This is a genomic window from Paraburkholderia lebeckiae, assembly GCF_050436225.1.
GTDB lineage: Bacteria > Pseudomonadota > Gammaproteobacteria > Burkholderiales > Burkholderiaceae > Paraburkholderia > Paraburkholderia tuberum.
Genome location: NZ_JBNDLU010000002.1, coordinates 166,162 through 182,756, shown reverse-complemented (window position 1 = coordinate 182,756; position 16,595 = coordinate 166,162). Strand labels below are relative to the sequence as shown.

Below are 16,595 nucleotides of genomic sequence, written 5' to 3'. Positions count from 1 at the left end.
GTGTCGGATACAACGCCGTGAATTAGAGTTGGGCCCTTGTACTCTGCATGGTAGCCGGAGATATCCGACCATGCAGATCACACAGCACAGACCATGCCGCATCGACGCAGTTCCGATTTCAAGATAGTCGAAATCTTCCAACGTGTTAAAACATGTGCGCAAGGCAAAAAAAAAAGCCCGCCCAAAAGGCTGGCTTTTCGGACAGACATCAGACCCGGCGGGGTCGGGGACACGGGCGGGCCCTCCAGGCGAGGCCTCTCTTCCTCAGGCAGGCTGGACTTCGCCCGCGATGGGACGCACGCGACGCATGCGCAGCGCGACGATGATCAGCGATACGCCCGAGAGCACCGCCGCAAGCAGGACGTAATAACTTGGCGCGAGTTTGTCGCCGGTCAAATGAATGAAGGTTTCGACGATGGTCGGCGCGAAACCGCCGAAGATCGTCACGCCGATGCTGTAACCGATTGAAAGGCCAGTCGAGCGCACCTGGGTCGGGAAGATCTCCGACATCAGCGCGGGCATCGGCCCCGAGTACGAGGCCTTGAAAATACCGGCGACGCCTTGCAGCACGAGCAGCCAGCCAATCGTCGGATGTGTCTGCAGCCATGCGAACATCGGATAGATCAGCAGGCCCATCAGGATCGACGTGCTCAGCATGATGCGAATTCGGCCGATGCGATCGGACAGCGCGCCCATGATCGGCGAGAAGATGAACTGCATGCCGCCGTTCAGCACGACCACGCCGAACGACGCAGCCGCCGCCATATGCAGCTGCTTGACCGCGTAAAGCGGCATGTAGAGCTGCAGCACGTACACGCCGACCGTCGACTGCGCAACCATGCCGATCGCGAGCAGCAGGTTGACCCACTGATTCGAGAACGACGCGTCCTTCGTTCCGCTGACGACGTTGTGCTCGCCAGCCGCCTCGCGAACCGCGCGTTCTTCTCGCAATGCGAGGAATTCGGGCGTCTCGTCGAGATGCGAGCGGATGTAGTAGCCAACTGGCCCGACCAGCAGACCGAACACGAACGGCACACGCCAGCCCCAGCTGTTCAGATGCTCGGCCGGCAGCCACGCGGTCAACAGCGAACCGAAGGCCGCCGCGGTGATCGCCGCGAGACCCTGGCTCGCGAACTGCCAGCTCGCGTAGTAGCCGCGCCGGGTCGCGGTGTGCTCGACCATGAACGCGGTCGCGCTGCCGAACTCGCCGCCGACCGCGAAGCCCTGCACGAGCCGCGCCAGCAGCACCAGCAGCGGCGCCGCGAGACCGATGGTCGAAAACGGCGGCATCACGGCCATCGTGAAAGTACCGACCATCATCAGCGCGATCGCGAGCGTGAGCGCCGCCTTGCGGCCCTTGCGGTCGCCGTATACGCCGAGCACGATCGCGCCGAGCGGGCGCATCAGGAACGAGAGGCCGAAAGTGGCGATCGCGAGCAGCGTCGACAGCCACTCGTCCTGCATCGGGAAGAACTGTTTCGCGATGATCGTCGCGAAGTAGCCGTAGACCAGGAAGTCGAACCACTCGAGCGCGTTACCGATCGACGACGAGAAAACGATCCGCCGCACCATCGCTTTCGAAAGCGGCGCGGCGTGGGGGGAAGCGCTCGTCGAGTGCGACGCGGGGGTGTTCATGATGGTCTCCTGCCTGTCTGCTGCGTGATAGCTGTCGTAGGTGCGGCACCGCCTGGGCCAGCGAGGCGGCTGGCGAGCGCGCAATAGCGCGGCATACGGCATGCCGCGCGTTCGTTACGTGTTACCCGGGTGCCGGACCTGAGTCCCGGTGCGGACCTCGGCCCCGGGCGTTGCCTCGTTGTGGCCTAGAAGCCGGCGGCGAGACCGTCGCGGCGGCTGTCGCTGGCCGCCACGTAGCCGCGCTCCGGCTCGTTGCGATCGAGTTTCCAGATGAACTGGCCGGAGCCGAAGTCCATGTACGGATCGTCGACCGACTTGATCGTGTGGCCGAGCTTCTGCAGGCCCTCGGTGGTCTTTGGATCGAGCGTCGACTCGATATCGACCGTGAAGTCGCGGTTGACCTTCCAGCGCGGCGCGTCGCACGCGGCCTGCGGCTGCTGACCGTAATCGAGCATGCGCACCACCGTTTGCAGATGGCCTTGCGGCTGCATGTCGCCGCCCATCACGCCGAAGCTCATCACCGCTTCCTGCTGGCCGTTCACCTGCTGGGTGAGGAACGCCGGGATGATCGTGTGGAACGGCCGCTTGCCGCCCTCGACGACGTTCGGCGACTTCAGATCCATCGAGAAGCCGCAGCCGCGGTTCTGCAGCGCGATGCCGCTGTCCGGCACCACCACACCCGAGCCGAAGCCCATGTAGTTCGACTGGATGAAGCTGACCATCATGCCGCTCTCGTCCGCGGCCGACATGTAGATGGTGCCGCCCGCCTTCGGCATGCCGAAGTCGAAGTGCGTCGCCCGCTTCGGATCGATCAGCTTGGCGCGCGAGCTCAGGTACGCGTCGTCTAGCATCTGCTCGGGCGTGACTTCCATCGACCGCGGATCGGCCACATACCGATACAGGTCGGCAAACGCGAGCTTCATCGCTTCGATCTGCAGATGCTGCGACTCGACGCTGTCGACCTTCAGCGACTCCACGTCGAACTTCTCGAGGATGCCGAGCGCAACCAGCGCCGCGATGCCCTGGCCGTTCGGCGGAATCTCATGCACGGTGTAGCCGCGATAGTCCTTGCCGATCGGCTCGACCCAGTCCGCGCGGTAGTTGCGGAGATCGTCGGCGCTCAGCGCGGCGCCGCCTTCGCGTGCGAACGCGGCGATCCGCTCGGCGATCTCGCCTTCGTAGTACGCGCGCGGGCCCTGCTCGGCGATCAGGCGCAGCGTCTTCGCGTGACCGGGGAAGCGCACCAGCTCGCTGACCTCAGGCGCGCGGCCGCGCGGCATGAAGGTCTGCGCGAAGCCCGGCTGATCCTTCAGTTCCGGCACCGCGGCCGCCCATTTGTACGCGACGATGCTCGCCACCGCGTGACCGCGCTCGGCGATCTCGATGGCCGGCTCCATCAGGTCGGCGAATGGCAGCTTGCCGAACTTCTGGTGCAGCGCTTCCCAACCGGCGATCACGCCCGGCACCGTGACGGCGTCCCAGCCACGCTTCGGCTGTTTCGCGAAGCCGTTTTCCTCGCCGTATTTGCGCTTGAAGTAATCGACGTTCCACGCAGCCGGCGACACGCCCGACGCGTTCAGACCATGCAGCTTCCTGCCGTCCCACACGAGCGCGAACGCATCGCCGCCCAGGCCGCACGACACCGGCTCGACCACTGTGATCGCTGCGGCGGCCGCGATGGCCGCGTCGACGGCATTGCCGCCCTTCCACAACATGCGCAGCCCGGCCTGCGCCGCGAGCGGATGCGAGGTCGAAACGATATTGCGTGCGAATACGGGCAGACGTTGCGTCGGATAAGGGTTTTGCCAGTTGCTGAAGCCAGTCATGTCGAACACTCTCGAAAGCGCGGGCCGGCACGAAAAAGTCGCCGGACATCATGGGAAAAGTTGTAAGGCAGGTAAATCGCGGAACCCCGGATTGCATCGCGAAGCGCGCCAAAAAACAAATTCATTTATCAAATGAATAAATGCGTATTGCGCCTGAATGAAGGTTCGAGCAGGTTCAGAGCGTTCGCGGCGAGGGCGCCAGTTGGCGGACATGGGGCGCGATGGTCTTACAATAGCCGCAATCGCGTTCGTCGACGGCGGGCTTCCTGCCAGTCGCTCGATGATCGCGACGGACCACGCCGCCACGACAGCCACCACACGAGACACATGACACGAGACCCCCGCCTGACTCTCAACGCCCGGCAACAGGAATTGCTGGAGTGGGTGCAACGCGACGGCTTCGTGACCGTGGACGACCTCGCGAGCCACTTCGACGTCACCCCGCAGACGATCCGCCGCGACGTCAACTGGCTCGCCGATATGAATCTGCTGCGCCGCTATCACGGCGGCGCCAGTCTGCCGACCAGTTCCGAGAACGTCTCCTACACCGCGCGCCAGCGCATGTTTCATGAAGAGAAAAGACGCATCGCGGCGCTAGTCGCCACTCACATTCCCGATCAGGCATCGCTCTTCATCAACCTCGGCACGACCACCGAGGAAGTGGCACGCGCGCTGAACCGTCACCGTGAACTGCGCGTGATCACGAACAATCTGAACGTCGCGAGCATGATGAGCGGCTACCCGGATTGCGAAGTGCTGGTGACGGGGGGCATCGTGCGGCCGTGGGATAAGGGCATCGTCGGTGAATTGGCGATCGACTTCATCCGGCAGTTCAAAGTCGATTTCGCGATTATCGGCACGTCGAGCATCGAAACGGACGGTACGCTGCGCGATTTCGACACGCGTGAAGTGCGTGTCGCCGAGGCGATCATTCAGCACGCACGCACCGTGTTCCTCGCCGCCGATCACTCCAAGTTTGGCCGCCCGGCGCTAGTCCGCCAGGGACATCTGGAGCAGATCGACGCGTTGTTCACCGACGCCGCGCCGCCCGCCGACATGGCCGAGGCGCTGAACGCCGCGAATTGTCAAATCTATATCGCCGGATAATTACAGGCGATCTCCGCCATGCTGCGGCGCACGCAAAACCTCGCGTGAAATCATGAATTTGGCCGCGGGGCCGGACCGCCTAACGCACGTCCAATTGTCAAATGGAAAATTTACGGGGACCGGGTTGGCGTTTCATCGGTGCTCGCCTACACTCCAGTTCCCCAACGTGCGTTGCGAGTTTCGCACCGCGTCGGTTGTGTGAATCTGTCGTGTGAGCCGTACCTCCCGCACTGATCCTTTAGCGGACCCCGCCCCGGCCTGCCGGTCGACTGCAAGGCTGTCCGCAATTTGCTGACATGGAGAGAACGATGCTGAGTCCGCATGAATTCGCCACGTTGTTGCTAGTCAAGGACGCCCCCAACCAGGTCGAAATGGGCCGAGAAGAACTCGATGCGTTGCTCGAACGCCAACTGGTGCAACTCGAGCGCCTCGCATCGGGCAACGAAGAATGGCGCGTGACCGAAACCGGCGACACCGCATTGCGGGCCATCAAACGTTTTTCCTGAGATTCCCTTCGTTCGATCCGAGAGCCGTTGGCGGCGTATCCGCGCCGCCTTGGCGGATGCGCCGCGCGCTTCGCTCGCGACTGCCGGGCTCGTATCGTTCATTTCCCCTGACAGCGAGCTGCATTCGCGGCCCTTTGTTGTGCGCATCTCATTTACACAGTAAATTCACGCGACGGACTTCCCGCCCTCGCGCATGCCCAAGACGCTCTCCGCCGACGACATCCAGCAGTTTCGCGAAGCCATGCGACGCGTCGCCGAAAACGCATTTGCAACCCGCGGCGCGCAAGGCGTGACGATGCGCGAGCTGGCGAAGGAGCTCGGCTGCAGCGCAATGACACCGTATCGCTATTTCCGCGACAAGGAAGAAATTCTGGCGATGGTCCGCGCCGCCGCGTTCAACCGCTTCGCCGCGCGCCTCGAAGCGGCCGCGCGCGGCATCCCCGCGAACGCCCCCGCCATCGATCACAGCGCCGTCAGCCGAGCCTACGTCGACTTCGCGCTCGATGAACCGCACGCCTACCGTTTGATGTTCGATCAGACGCCGCAACAGCAGGGCGCTTACCCTGAACTGGCCGCGGCGTCGCAGCGCGCGTGGCGTCTGCTGGAAGCGCACTTCGAGCGGCTCGTCGAGGCGGGTGTTCTCGAAGGCGATCCGCGCCTGATCGGCTATGCGTACTGGACGAGCCTGCACGGCTTCACGATGCTCGCGCTCGCGAACCAGCTACCGCCGTCGGCCGCGCAACAGGCGGATTCCGTCGGCGACGGAGCGCCGCAGCCATCACGTGAAGCCGTGTTCGCGCAGATTTTGCGCATGCTGTGGCGCGGAGCGTTGGCGCCGCACAAGTGAACCGGTGCGCCGGGCGGGCGGCGCGAGAGTGACGCTCGCCGGTCGAGCCGCTGCCGCTCACCCGTTACGCAAGGTCGGATCGGCACTCGCACGCCAGCTGATCGCCCTTGCGCGCTGCTCGTTGAAGAACTCGACCCACTGGTTGCGCACTTTCGGATCGCTGCTCGTCGCCTCGCTCGCATGGCGCTGCGCGATCGATGCCTGGAACGCGCAGAAGTCGTCGTTCGACAGCCGGCCGCGCCGGTTCGCCACATAGGCATCGAAGAACATCTCATAGACGATCTGCGCGTCGCTGCCGTAGTCGACGGTTTGCGGCGAGCACATCTTCTGCAACGCCTCGAACGACGTTGCGCCCCTCGTCCCTTCCAGACTTGGCGTACTCACGCATCCCGCCAGAAGCGCGGCCGCGCCGATCATCAAAAGTCCACGCATACATCACCTCGAAATGGCTGCTGCCGAGAGTATCGTCCGCGGTCGCGTATTGCGCCACTCCCGTGCCATTCGACCCAGGCTTGCTCGGGTCCAAGCGAACTTTACTTTTTCGAATATGTTCATTAAAGTTCGAAATCGAACATGATTCATTCAATTCGTTTCCCAACTTACTCCCAGATTCGATGCAGAGGCTCAGCAGGTGACGCAAGGCACGAAATACGATTTGCTCGTCGTCGGTGGCGGGATCAACGGCGCCGGCATCGCCCGCGACGCGGCCGGCCGCGGCCTGGCGGTGCTGCTGTGCGAGCAGGACGATCTGGCCGCGCACACCTCGTCGGCGAGTACCAAGCTGATCCACGGCGGCCTGCGCTACCTCGAGTACCGCGAGTTCGGGCTCGTGCGCAAGGCGCTGCAGGAGCGCGAGACGCTGCTGCGCGCGGCGCCGCACATCATCTGGCCGCTGCGCTTCGTGATGCCGCATATGCCGGATCTGCGCCCCGCCTGGCTGATCCGCGCGGGTCTGTTCCTGTACGACCATCTGGCCAAACGCGAGTTGCTGCCGGGCTCGCGCGGCATCGTGATGAGCCGGCATCCAGCCGGCGCGCCGCTCGTCGAAACGATCAAGCGCGGCTTCGTTTATTCGGACGGCTGGGTCAACGACGCGCGCCTCGTCGTCCTGAACGCGCTCGACGCGCACGAGCGCGGCGCGACGGTCCTCACGCGCACGAAGCTGGTCAACGCAGAGCGCGCCGGCGGCGAGTGGCGCGCGCAACTGCAACGCGCGGACGGCACGACGCTCGACGTGCGCGCCGCCGCGATCGCGAACGCGGCGGGCCCGTGGGTCGGCGAATTGCTGAAGGGCGCGCTCGGCCGGCCATCGTCGCATAGCGTGCGGCTCGTCAAGGGGAGCCACATCGTCACGCGGCGCCTGTTCGAGCACGACCATGCGTACATCTTCCAGAACGCCGATAAGCGGATCATCTTCGCGATTCCCTACGAGCACGACTACACGCTGATCGGCACCACCGACCTCGAATATCGCGGCGACCCGTCGCAAGTCGCGATCGACGCCAACGAAACGCAGTATCTGTGCGATTCGATCAACCGCTACTTCAGGCAGAAGATCTCGCCGGCCGACGTGCGCTGGAGCTATTCGGGCGTACGCCCGCTGCTGGAGGACGAGAACGCGGACAATCCGTCGGCGGTCACGCGCGACTACTCGCTCGAACTCGACGCGCCCGCGGAACAGGCGCCGCTGCTGTCGGTGTTCGGCGGCAAGATCACGACGTTTCGCAAGCTCGCCGAGCAGGCCGTCGATACGCTCACCGACGCGCTGCGCCACGGCGGGTCCGCGTGGACCGTCGACGCGCCGCTGCCGGGCGGCGACATCGCACAGGCGAACTTCAATCGCTTCCTCGGTGAGTTCTCGCGCGAGCATGCGTGGCTGCCGGCGTCGCTCGCGCATCGGCTCGCGCGCGCGTATGGCACGCGCGCGAATCGCGTGATCGGCCTCGCGCGCTCGCGCGCCGAGCTCGGTCGCGAGTTCGCGCCGGGACTGCACGAAGCCGAGCTGGTTTATCTGCGCGATACCGAATGGGCGCGCACCGCGCAGGACGTGCTGTGGCGGCGCTCGAAGCTCGGCCTGCACGTCGAGCCGGGCACGCTCGATGAGGTTACGCGCGATATCGACGCGTGGTTCGCGCACGAACCGGCCCGGCAGAGCGCGTAGGCGGGCCGGCCGGGCAAACTGGCATTCCCCAACAAAAGCGGCGGCAAACACAACGCGGCGCCAATGCCGGGTGAACCAAACGGCGCGAGCCCGTAGAAACGGCGCACGCCATCCGCGCGTCCCGAGCCCGTAGAAACGGCGCACGCCATCCGCGCGTCCCGGGGCCGGCCCCACCGCAGCTTCGGCTGGACGACACCGGCACGCGCCCTCACACTATGGCGGCCCGCTCACAACAACACGCCGCTCGCATCGCCGGCCAGCAATCCGGCGATCCGTAACATGCATGGAGAAGAGACAATGCTGGATCAGTACGTTCTCGCGCTTGACCAAGGCACCACCAGCTCGCGCGCGATGCTGTTCGACCGGCGCGGCAACGTCGTGTCGACCGCACAAAAGGAATTCCAGCAGATCTACCCGCACCCGGGCTGGGTCGAGCACGATCCGCAGGAAATCTGGTCGACGCAGGCCGGCGTCGCCGCCGAAGCGGTCACGCGAGCCGGCATGAACGGCACGTCGATCGCGGCGATCGGCATCACGAACCAGCGCGAAACCACGATCGTGTGGGATCGCGAAACCGGCCACCCGATCTACAACGCGATCGTCTGGCAGGACCGCCGCACCGCCGACTTCTGCGACGACCTGAAAGCGCAGGGTCTCGAAGCGAGCGTGCGCGCGAAGACCGGCTTGCCGATCGACTCGTATTTCTCGGCGACCAAAATCCGCTGGATTCTCGACAACGTCGAAGGCGCGCGCGAAAAAGCGCGTCAGGGCCGGCTCGCGTTCGGCACCGTCGACAGCTGGCTGATGTGGAATTTCACGAAGGGCGCGCTGCACGTCACCGACGTGACCAATGCATCGCGCACGATGCTGTTCAACATCCACACCCTGAAGTGGGACGACGAACTGCTCGCCGCGCTCGACATTCCGCGCAGCATGCTGCCGGAAGTACGGCCGTCGTCGGAGGTGTATGGACCGACGGTGACCACCGTGTTCGCGTCGAAGATTCCACTCGCGGGCATCGCCGGCGATCAGCACGCCGCGCTGTTCGGCCAGATGTGCACCGAGTCCGGCATGGTCAAGAACACCTACGGCACCGGCTGCTTCCTCGTGATGAACACGGGCGCCAAACCGATCGAATCGAAGAACAATCTCGTCACGACGATCGCCTGGCAGATCGGCGAGCGTATCGACTACGCGCTCGAAGGCAGCATCTTCATTGGCGGCGCCGTGGTGCAGTGGCTGCGCGACGGCCTCGGCATCATCAGGAACGCGGCGGAAATCGAAACGCTCGCGCGCGGCGTGCCGCATTGCGACGGCGTGTATCTCGTGCCCGCCTTCGCCGGCCTCGGCGCGCCGCACTGGAATCCGCATGCGCGCGGCACGCTGTTCGGCGTCACGCGCGGCACGACCTCCGCGCATATCGCGCGCGCGGCGCTCGATTCGATCGCCTATCAATCGCTCGATGTGCTGAAGGCGATGGAAGCCGACTCGGGCATTCGCATCGGCGAGTTGCGCGTGGATGGCGGCGCCTGCGCGAACAATCTGCTGATGCAGTTCCAGGCCGACATCCTCGGCGTCGACACGGTGCGCCCCCAGGTGTCCGAGACGACTGCACTCGGCGCCGCCTATCTGGCCGGTCTTGCGGTGGGCTACTGGAAGGACATCGACGAGTTGAAAAGCCAGTGGAAGCTCGAGCACCGCTTCACGCCGGCGCTACCGCATGCGGAGGTCAGGACCTGCCTCGATGGCTGGCAGCGCGCGATCCGCGCGGCGAAGGCCTGGGCCGATACGCCGTAAGGCCGCGGGCGCAGAACCCCAAAAGGACGTGGTCCGAAAGCACGTATGATGACGCTTTTCGTCCCGGCGCGCGGGCCCGCAACCCGCCGCCCGCGCGCTTTGCGCTTACCGTTTTTCAGGCATGATCGACCACCTCATCTGTGACTGCGACGGCGTGCTCGTCGACAGTGAAGTCATCGCCGATCGCGTGATGTTCGACACGCTGACGGCCACCTTCCCCGGCATCGATTTCGCCCCCGTCGTCAAAACCGCGTTCGGACAGCAAACCTCGCGCTTTCTCGCCGGCCTCGAAACGCGGTTCGACATCACGCTGCCTGTGAACTTCCTCGACACGATCGAGCACCATGTCGAGCTCGCGCTCGCCGCGTCGCTCGGTCCGATCCACGGCGTGCGCGACGCGCTGCAACGAGTGACGCTGCCGGCAGCGGTCGTGTCGAACAGCCGTATGTCGCGCGTCGCCGCATCGCTACGGCGCGCGGGTCTGCAGCAGATTTTCGGCGAGCGCGTGTTCAGCGCCGAGCAGGTCGCGCGGCCGAAGCCGTATCCGGACGTCTATCTGTTCGCGGCCACGACGCTTGGCGTCGAGCCGGCGCGTTGCCTCGTCGTCGAGGACAGCATCGCGGGGTTGACCGCGGCGCGCGCGGCCGGCATGAAGACGATCGCGTTCGTCGGCGCGAGCCATATTCCGGACGGCTACGCGGATGCGCTGCGCGCGATGGGTATCACGCGAATCACCAGGCATATGGATGAACTGCCGGCGCTCATCGAGGCGGGCGTGTGCGGCGAATTCGGCGACGTGCAGTCGTAGCGGTTTTGCGTCATGGCGTCGCGCGCCGCTCGATGGATGGCCCGTCAAGCCTCGGCCGTCGCGCCCTCGCGCACCTGCGCGAGCGACTCGCGAAACTCGACCAGCTCGGCGATCGTCAGCATCGGCAGATCATGTTGCGCGGCGAAGCGCTCGACGTCCGCGCCGCGCGTCATCGTGCCGTCGGCGTTCATCAGTTCGCACAGCACGCCGGCCGGCTTCAGGCCCGCGAGAATCGCCAGATCGACGGTGCCTTCGGTGTGGCCGCGCCGCGCCAGCACGCCGCCCGGCATCGCGCGCAGCGGGAACACGTGGCCGGGGCGCACGATGTCGGCGGGTTTGGCCGTATCGGCGATCGCGGCGCGGATCGTGGTCACGCGATCCTGCGCGGACACGCCGGTGCTGACGCCTTCGCGCGCTTCGATCGATACCGTGAACGCGGTGCCGTGACGGCTTTCGTTGTCGACGGCCATCGGCGGCAGTTCGAGCGCGCGGATCTTGTCGTCGGGCAGGCACAGGCAGACGATGCCGCTGCATTCCCGGATCAGCAGCGCCATCGTTTCGACCGACAGGCGCTCGGCCGCGACGATCAGATCGGCTTCGTTCTCGCGGTCGTGGTCGTCCTGCAGCACCACGGCGCGGCCCTCGCGCAGCGCCTGCAAGGCGGCGGCGATACGCGGCGGAACGGCTTCGGTGGCCAGCAGCGGGAGATCGGCGAAGGCATCGTCTGCAATCGTCGACGGAGCGGGAAAAGTAGCAAAGGACATGGTTGAAACGCTCATCGCAAAAGTTGGGCGAGAAACGTTTCAGGGCATTGCAAACAGACTGACACGCGCCGCCCAGGCGCCGCGCGAAAGCGGACGCTGATACGCCACCCGGCTACAGGCGGCGTCGCGGAACGCACATGACTGTCTGCACATCTTCTTCCATCCGGACTATGACCGTCGGCTCTGGCTTCTGACCAGATCTGCTGACCCCGCCGCTGTCTCCGCTATTCCGAAGGCTAAGCGATGCGGGCGCTCGCGGGCTTGCCGGCTCACGCTGTCGCGCTGCCGGCCTACCGCCGGTGGGGAATTTCACCCCGCCCTGAAGACGCACTGATTGCCGGTTCGACCGGCGGGCGAAGCATACAACAGTCGCGCGAGCGCTGCAGCGCGACGAACAAAGACCCTACTCACTGCATTGGACCTGCATCGACGCCCTGACCCGCGCTTGAACCTCGGACGCCGTCGATTCTCAACCCGGCACGCCTTCGCGCCCGGCTTCGTCGCGTGCGGCGCCCGCGGCCGGCACTTCCCAGCGCGGCGGCGTCTCAGCCCGCAGCGTCACGCTAAACGCGCGCGCCTCGGTGTCGCCGGGATTGCGCAGGCTATGCGGCTGGTCGGCGTCGAACAAGATCGCGTCGCCGGTCGCGAGCAGTTGACGCTGGTCGTGCACGCTGACTTCGAGCGTACCGTCGCTGACCACCAGATTCACCGTCGTGCCAGGCGCGCGGCGCACGCCCGCTTCGGTATGCAGCGGGGCGATCCGCAGTTCGTGAAACTCGACGGCGATCGACTCGTCGTCGGGATGCAGCGGTCGCACAGAGTAGCGACCGTTCGCGCTGACCACGCGGGCCGAGCGCTCGGCCGGCAGATGCTCGAAGCCGTTGGTCGCGTGACGCCGCAGGAACGCCGCCACCGACACCTTCAGCGCCGCCGCCACCTTGCACAGCACCTTGATCGACGGCACGCTGCGCGCCGACTCGATCTGCGCGAGCATCGCGCGCGACACGCCTGACGCGCGCGCCAGCGCATCGAGCGAAAGCTGCCGTTCGGCGCGCAGCCGCGCCAGATTCACGCCGACCAACTGTTCGAGCGCATCGAAGGGTTCGGCGGAGCGCGCCGCCGCATCGGTATCGGCATCGGCCGACGAATCGCGGACCAGCGCGAGCGGGGAATGCATATTGGCCTCCAGAGCGCCGCCAGGCGGCGCAAGAGCAGTAAGTGGAAGCAAGATAGCATCGGCTTTCGTCGCACCCAACGAAGTTATCTTCACACTGTTATCAGCATGGCGGAGGCAAGCAACTGACGACTCACGCGCTTTGCGCGAGCGTGCGCGCCGGCGCATCCATGCGCGCCGCGAACCACGTCAGCAGCAGCGCGGCGACGCTGACCGCGGCCGCGACCCACGGCAAGGTATCGAGCGCGTGACCGTGATTGATCACGAGACCGCCGAGCCACGCACCCGCCGCATTGCCGACGTTGAACGCACCGATGTTCAGCGTCGACGCGAGATTCGGCGCGGCGGCCGCCTTCGCGACAACGCGCATCTGCAACGGGGGCACCGTCGCGAACGCCGCGATGCCCCACACGAACACCGTGATCGCGGCAGCCGCTTGCGAATGGCTGGTGCGCGCGAAGATCGCCATCACGACCGCGAGCGCGGCGAGAATGCCCATCAGCGAGGGCATCAGCGCGCGGTCCGCAAGCTTGCCGCCGATCATGTTGCCGACCGTCAGGCCCACGCCGAACAGCACGAGGATCAGCGTCACGCCGCGCGGCGAAAAACCGCTCACCTGCTCGAGGATCGGCGCGATATAGGTGAACACGACGAACACACCCCCGAAGCCGAGCACCGTCATCGCGAGGGCGGTCCACACTTGCGGGTCCTTCAGCACGCGCACTTCGTTGGCGAGGCCGGCGGGACCGGTGTCGTGGCGGTTCGGCACCAGCGCGCTGATGCCCGCGAGCGACAGCACGCCGAAGCCGCTGACGATCCAGAACGCCGCGCGCCAGCCGAACTGCTGGCCGATGAAGGTGCCGAACGGCACGCCGAGCACGTTCGCGAGCGTTAGGCCCGTGAACATCAGCGCGATCGCGCTCGCGCGCTTTTCGGCCGGCACGAGCGAGGCCGCGACCACCGCGCCGATGCCGAAGAACGAGCCGTGCGCGAACGAGGTCACGACGCGCGCGATCATCAGCACCGAATAGCCCGGCGCCACCGCGCACAACACATTGCCGACGATGAACACGCCCATCAGCAGCTGCAGCGCGAACTTGCGCGACATCCTGCTCGTGACTACCGCGAGCAGTGGCGCGCCGACCGCGACGCCGAGCGCGTAGCCGCTGACGAGCAGGCCAGCGGACGGGATCGACACGGCCAGATCGCGCGCCACTTCGGGCAACAGGCCCATGATGACGAATTCGGTCGTACCGATGGCGAAGGCGCTAATCGCGAGCGCGAGTAATGGAATGGGCATTTTTCCGCTCCGGGAATGATGGGATCAGGGTTTGGGTTGATAGGCCTGGCGCGGTGACGATGGTCGCGTGATCGAGTTGCATGGCGAAGGACAGCAGCGGAGTTGCGACGGCTGCATTGTCGCGGCGTGATGCCAATTTGATAATTGGCGTAGCATTTGAAGCATTTTCAAATTCTGCTTGAAAGCCAGCGATGGATAACCTCGGCGACATCCGCCTCTTCGTCGAAGCGGCGCAGCAAGGCAGCCTGTCGGCGGCGGGCCGCAAGATGGGCCTGACACCCGCCGCGGCGAGCGCGCGGCTCGCGAAACTGGAAGCGAGGCTCAAAGCGCGCCTGTTCGAGCGCACCACGCGGCAGCTACGGCTCACCGACGAAGGCCGCCTCTACCTGAACTGCTGTCGCCAGGCGCTGCAATCGCTGGACGACGCCGAAGCCGCGCTGCAAGCGGGCCAGGGCGTCGTGCGCGGCAAGGTGCGGGTGTCGGCGACCTCGGACTTCGGCCGCAACCTGCTGATGCACTGGCTCGACGAATTCAACGCGCTGTACCCGGACGTGACGTTCGCGTTGACGCTGTCGGATGCGCTGGCCAATCTCGTGCAGGAGGACATCGACCTGGCGATCCGCTTCGGCGTGCCACAGGACAGCTCGCTGGTCGCGCGCCGGCTCGCGCCGAACCGGCGGGTGCTGTGCGCATCACCGGAATACGTCGGGCGTCGCGGCGAGCCGAAGGACCCGCTCGACCTCGCCAATTTCGACTGCATCGTGCTCGGCACCGCATCGGGGCCGGCCAGCGAATGGCGCTTCACGCGCGGTGACGAGGTGCAGCACTACAGCGTGCCGTTCGAAGCGGCGCGCGAAACCAACGACGGCGCGGTCGCGCGCGAATGGGCGCTGCGCGGCTACGGCATCGCGATCAAATCGATGTGGGACGTGGAAGCGGACCTGCGCGCCGGTCGCCTGAAGATCCTGCTGCCGGAATGGCGCTACCCCGATGCCCCACTGCACGCGCTGTATCACCGCAACCGCTTCATGGCGCCGCGCGTGCGCGTGCTGCTCGATTTCCTCGCCGAGCGCTTCGCGCAGGTGTCGGATGAACTGGAAAGCCTGCTGGGACTGCCGCCGGACCGGCCAATGAGCGCCGAAACCCCCGTTGCGTGAAGGGCTATAATATGCAGTTACGCTGCAACGACACGCGCAAGCCGGCCATCACGCGCCGCGCTGTCCCGCGCCGCGGCCTCCTTCACCTTTTTACGACGCCCCCAGGTTAACCACTGCGACCGGCGAAATTCGATGACCAAGAAAGTTTTTGTAAAGACCTTTGGCTGCCAGATGAACGAGTACGACTCCGACAAGATGGTCGACGTGCTCGGTGCCGCTGAAGGACTCGTCAAGACCGACACGCCGGAAGACGCCGACGTGATCCTGTTCAATACCTGCTCGGTGCGCGAAAAGGCGCAGGAAAAAGTCTTCTCCGACCTCGGCCGCGTACGCGAGCTGAAGGACGCGAATCCGAATCTGATCATTGGCGTGGGTGGCTGCGTCGCGAGTCAGGAAGGCGCATCGATCGTCGCGCGCGCGCCGTACGTCGATATCGTGTTCGGTCCGCAAACGCTGCACCGCCTGCCGCAGATGATCGACGAGCGCCGCGCAAGCGGCCGCGCGCAGGTCGACATTTCGTTTCCCGAAATCGAGAAGTTCGATTACCTGCCGCCGGCGCGCGTCGAAGGTCCGAGCGCGTTTGTGTCGATCATGGAGGGCTGCAGCAAGTACTGCAGCTACTGCGTCGTACCGTACACGCGCGGCGAGGAAGTGTCGCGTCCGCTCGACGACGTGCTGACCGAAATCGCCGGTCTCGCCGAACAGGGCGTGCGCGAAGTCACGCTGCTTGGCCAGAACGTCAACGCTTATCGTGGAGCGCTGACCGTGGGTTCGACCGAGATCGCCGACTTCGCGACGCTGATCGAATACGTCGCGGACATTCCCGGCATCGAACGGATCCGCTACACGACGTCGCATCCGAAGGAGTTCACGCAGCGCCTGATCGACACCTATGCGAAGGTGCCGAAGCTCGTCAGCCACCTGCATCTGCCGGTGCAGCACGGCTCCGACCGCATCCTGATGGCGATGAAGCGCGGCTACACCGTGCTCGAGTACAAATCGGTGATCCGCAAGCTGCGCGCGATCCGCCCGGACCTGTCGCTGTCGACGGACATGATCGTCGGCTTCCCCGGCGAGACCGAGGAAGACTTCGCGAAGACGATGGCGCTCGTCAAAGAGATGAAGTACGACACGAGCTTCTCGTTCATCTACAGCCCGCGTCCCGGTACGCCGGCCGCGAACCTGCACGACGACACGCCGCGCGAGGTGAAGCTCAAGCGCCTGCAACATCTGCAGGCCACGATCGAAGAGAACGTGCAGCGCATCAGCGACGCGATGGTCGGCAAGGTCGAACGCATTCTGGTCGAGCGCCCGGCGCGCAAGGACCCGAACGAGCTCGCGGGCCGCACCGAGAACAACCGCGTCGTCAATTTCCCGGCGCCGGTCGCGTCGCATGCACGGCTGATCGGTCAGATGGTCGACGTGAAGATCGTGCACGCGTATCCGCACTCGCTGCGTGGTGAACTCGTGATGGTTCACGACGACAGCGCCGCGACGACGCACTGAACGACAT

15 protein-coding genes and 1 riboswitch are annotated in these 16,595 nt (G+C 65.4%); of the genes, 8 read left to right on the top strand and 7 right to left on the bottom strand.

The genetic code is table 11. The features are described 5' to 3' along the window. Positions 1 to 264: 264 nt before the first annotated feature. Positions 265 to 1,635 carry an MFS transporter gene (locus OKW45_RS15605; protein ID WP_429469687.1) on the bottom strand — a complete coding sequence of 457 codons (1,371 nt, stop codon included), beginning with the start codon at positions 1,633 to 1,635 and terminating at the stop codon, positions 265 to 267. Between the two features lie 185 nt (positions 1,636 to 1,820). Beyond that, positions 1,821 to 3,461, bottom strand: coding sequence for a gamma-glutamyltransferase family protein (locus tag OKW45_RS15600; protein WP_429469685.1), 1,641 nt, complete (start codon positions 3,459 to 3,461; stop codon positions 1,821 to 1,823). 327 nt (positions 3,462 to 3,788) lie between these two features. On the opposite strand from OKW45_RS15600, the gene OKW45_RS15595 reads away from it, so the two are divergent. The 3 genes from OKW45_RS15595 (at position 3,789) to OKW45_RS15585 (ending at position 5,921) form a co-directional block, all read left to right on the top strand. Further along, entirely contained in the window at positions 3,789 to 4,568 is a 780-nt protein-coding gene (locus OKW45_RS15595; protein ID WP_026226032.1) for a DeoR/GlpR family DNA-binding transcription regulator, read from the top strand. A 308-nt stretch (positions 4,569 to 4,876) separates the two neighbouring features. Further along, entirely contained in the window at positions 4,877 to 5,074 is a 198-nt protein-coding gene (locus tag OKW45_RS15590; protein WP_018421753.1) for a hypothetical protein, read from the top strand. Between the two features lie 193 nt (positions 5,075 to 5,267). Further along, entirely contained in the window at positions 5,268 to 5,921 is a 654-nt protein-coding gene (locus tag OKW45_RS15585; protein WP_429469683.1) for a TetR/AcrR family transcriptional regulator, read from the top strand. A gap of 57 nt (positions 5,922 to 5,978) precedes the next feature. Here the strand turns inward: OKW45_RS15585 and OKW45_RS15580 are convergent, their stop codons facing one another. Next, on the bottom strand, positions 5,979 to 6,353 hold the full coding sequence (locus tag OKW45_RS15580) for a hypothetical protein (RefSeq protein WP_429469681.1): 375 nt from the start codon (positions 6,351 to 6,353) through the stop codon (positions 5,979 to 5,981). A gap of 199 nt (positions 6,354 to 6,552) precedes the next feature. On the opposite strand from OKW45_RS15580, the gene glpD reads away from it, so the two are divergent. The 3 genes from glpD to OKW45_RS15565 all read left to right on the top strand — a co-directional run bounded on the left by glpD (position 6,553) and on the right by OKW45_RS15565 (position 10,687). Further along, positions 6,553 to 8,082: a glycerol-3-phosphate dehydrogenase gene (glpD, locus tag OKW45_RS15575; RefSeq protein WP_429469679.1), complete on the top strand. Its 1,530-nt coding sequence runs from the start codon at positions 6,553 to 6,555 to the stop codon at positions 8,080 to 8,082. Positions 8,083 to 8,379: 297 nt separating this feature from the next. Next, the gene (gene glpK, locus OKW45_RS15570) at positions 8,380 to 9,879 is read left to right on the top strand and encodes a glycerol kinase GlpK (RefSeq protein ID WP_018421757.1); all 1,500 of its coding nucleotides are present in this window, start codon (positions 8,380 to 8,382) and stop codon (positions 9,877 to 9,879) included. A gap of 121 nt (positions 9,880 to 10,000) precedes the next feature. Next, entirely contained in the window at positions 10,001 to 10,687 is a 687-nt protein-coding gene (locus OKW45_RS15565) for an HAD family hydrolase (protein WP_429469677.1), read from the top strand. Between the two features lie 44 nt (positions 10,688 to 10,731). Here OKW45_RS15565 and ribB read toward each other — a convergent pair whose 3' ends face one another. From ribB to OKW45_RS15545, 4 genes are all read right to left on the bottom strand, one after another. Then, on the bottom strand, positions 10,732 to 11,451 hold the full coding sequence (gene ribB / locus OKW45_RS15560) for a 3,4-dihydroxy-2-butanone-4-phosphate synthase (RefSeq protein ID WP_429469675.1): 720 nt from the start codon (positions 11,449 to 11,451) through the stop codon (positions 10,732 to 10,734). A gap of 147 nt (positions 11,452 to 11,598) precedes the next feature. Then, a riboswitch (FMN riboswitch) is annotated at positions 11,599 to 11,782 on the bottom strand. Positions 11,783 to 11,920: 138 nt separating this feature from the next. Continuing rightward, entirely contained in the window at positions 11,921 to 12,628 is a 708-nt protein-coding gene (locus OKW45_RS15555; RefSeq protein ID WP_429469673.1) for a helix-turn-helix domain-containing protein, read from the bottom strand. A gap of 130 nt (positions 12,629 to 12,758) precedes the next feature. Then, positions 12,759 to 13,925: an MFS transporter gene (locus tag OKW45_RS15550; RefSeq protein ID WP_429469671.1), complete on the bottom strand. Its 1,167-nt coding sequence runs from the start codon at positions 13,923 to 13,925 to the stop codon at positions 12,759 to 12,761. Beyond that, positions 13,894 to 14,136: a hypothetical protein gene (locus OKW45_RS15545; protein WP_429469669.1), complete on the bottom strand. Its 243-nt coding sequence runs from the start codon at positions 14,134 to 14,136 to the stop codon at positions 13,894 to 13,896. The genes OKW45_RS15550 and OKW45_RS15545 overlap by 32 nt, the downstream gene beginning before the upstream one ends. Between OKW45_RS15545 and OKW45_RS15540 the strand changes: the two genes are divergently transcribed. Then, positions 14,117 to 15,082, top strand: coding sequence for a LysR family transcriptional regulator (locus OKW45_RS15540; RefSeq protein WP_184058406.1), 966 nt, complete (start codon positions 14,117 to 14,119; stop codon positions 15,080 to 15,082). The genes OKW45_RS15545 and OKW45_RS15540 overlap by 20 nt on opposite strands. A gap of 132 nt (positions 15,083 to 15,214) precedes the next feature. Further along, positions 15,215 to 16,588, top strand: a complete 1,374-nt coding sequence (gene miaB / locus OKW45_RS15535) for a tRNA (N6-isopentenyl adenosine(37)-C2)-methylthiotransferase MiaB (protein ID WP_429469667.1) — start codon at positions 15,215 to 15,217, stop codon at positions 16,586 to 16,588. Positions 16,589 to 16,595: the final 7 nt, after the last annotated feature.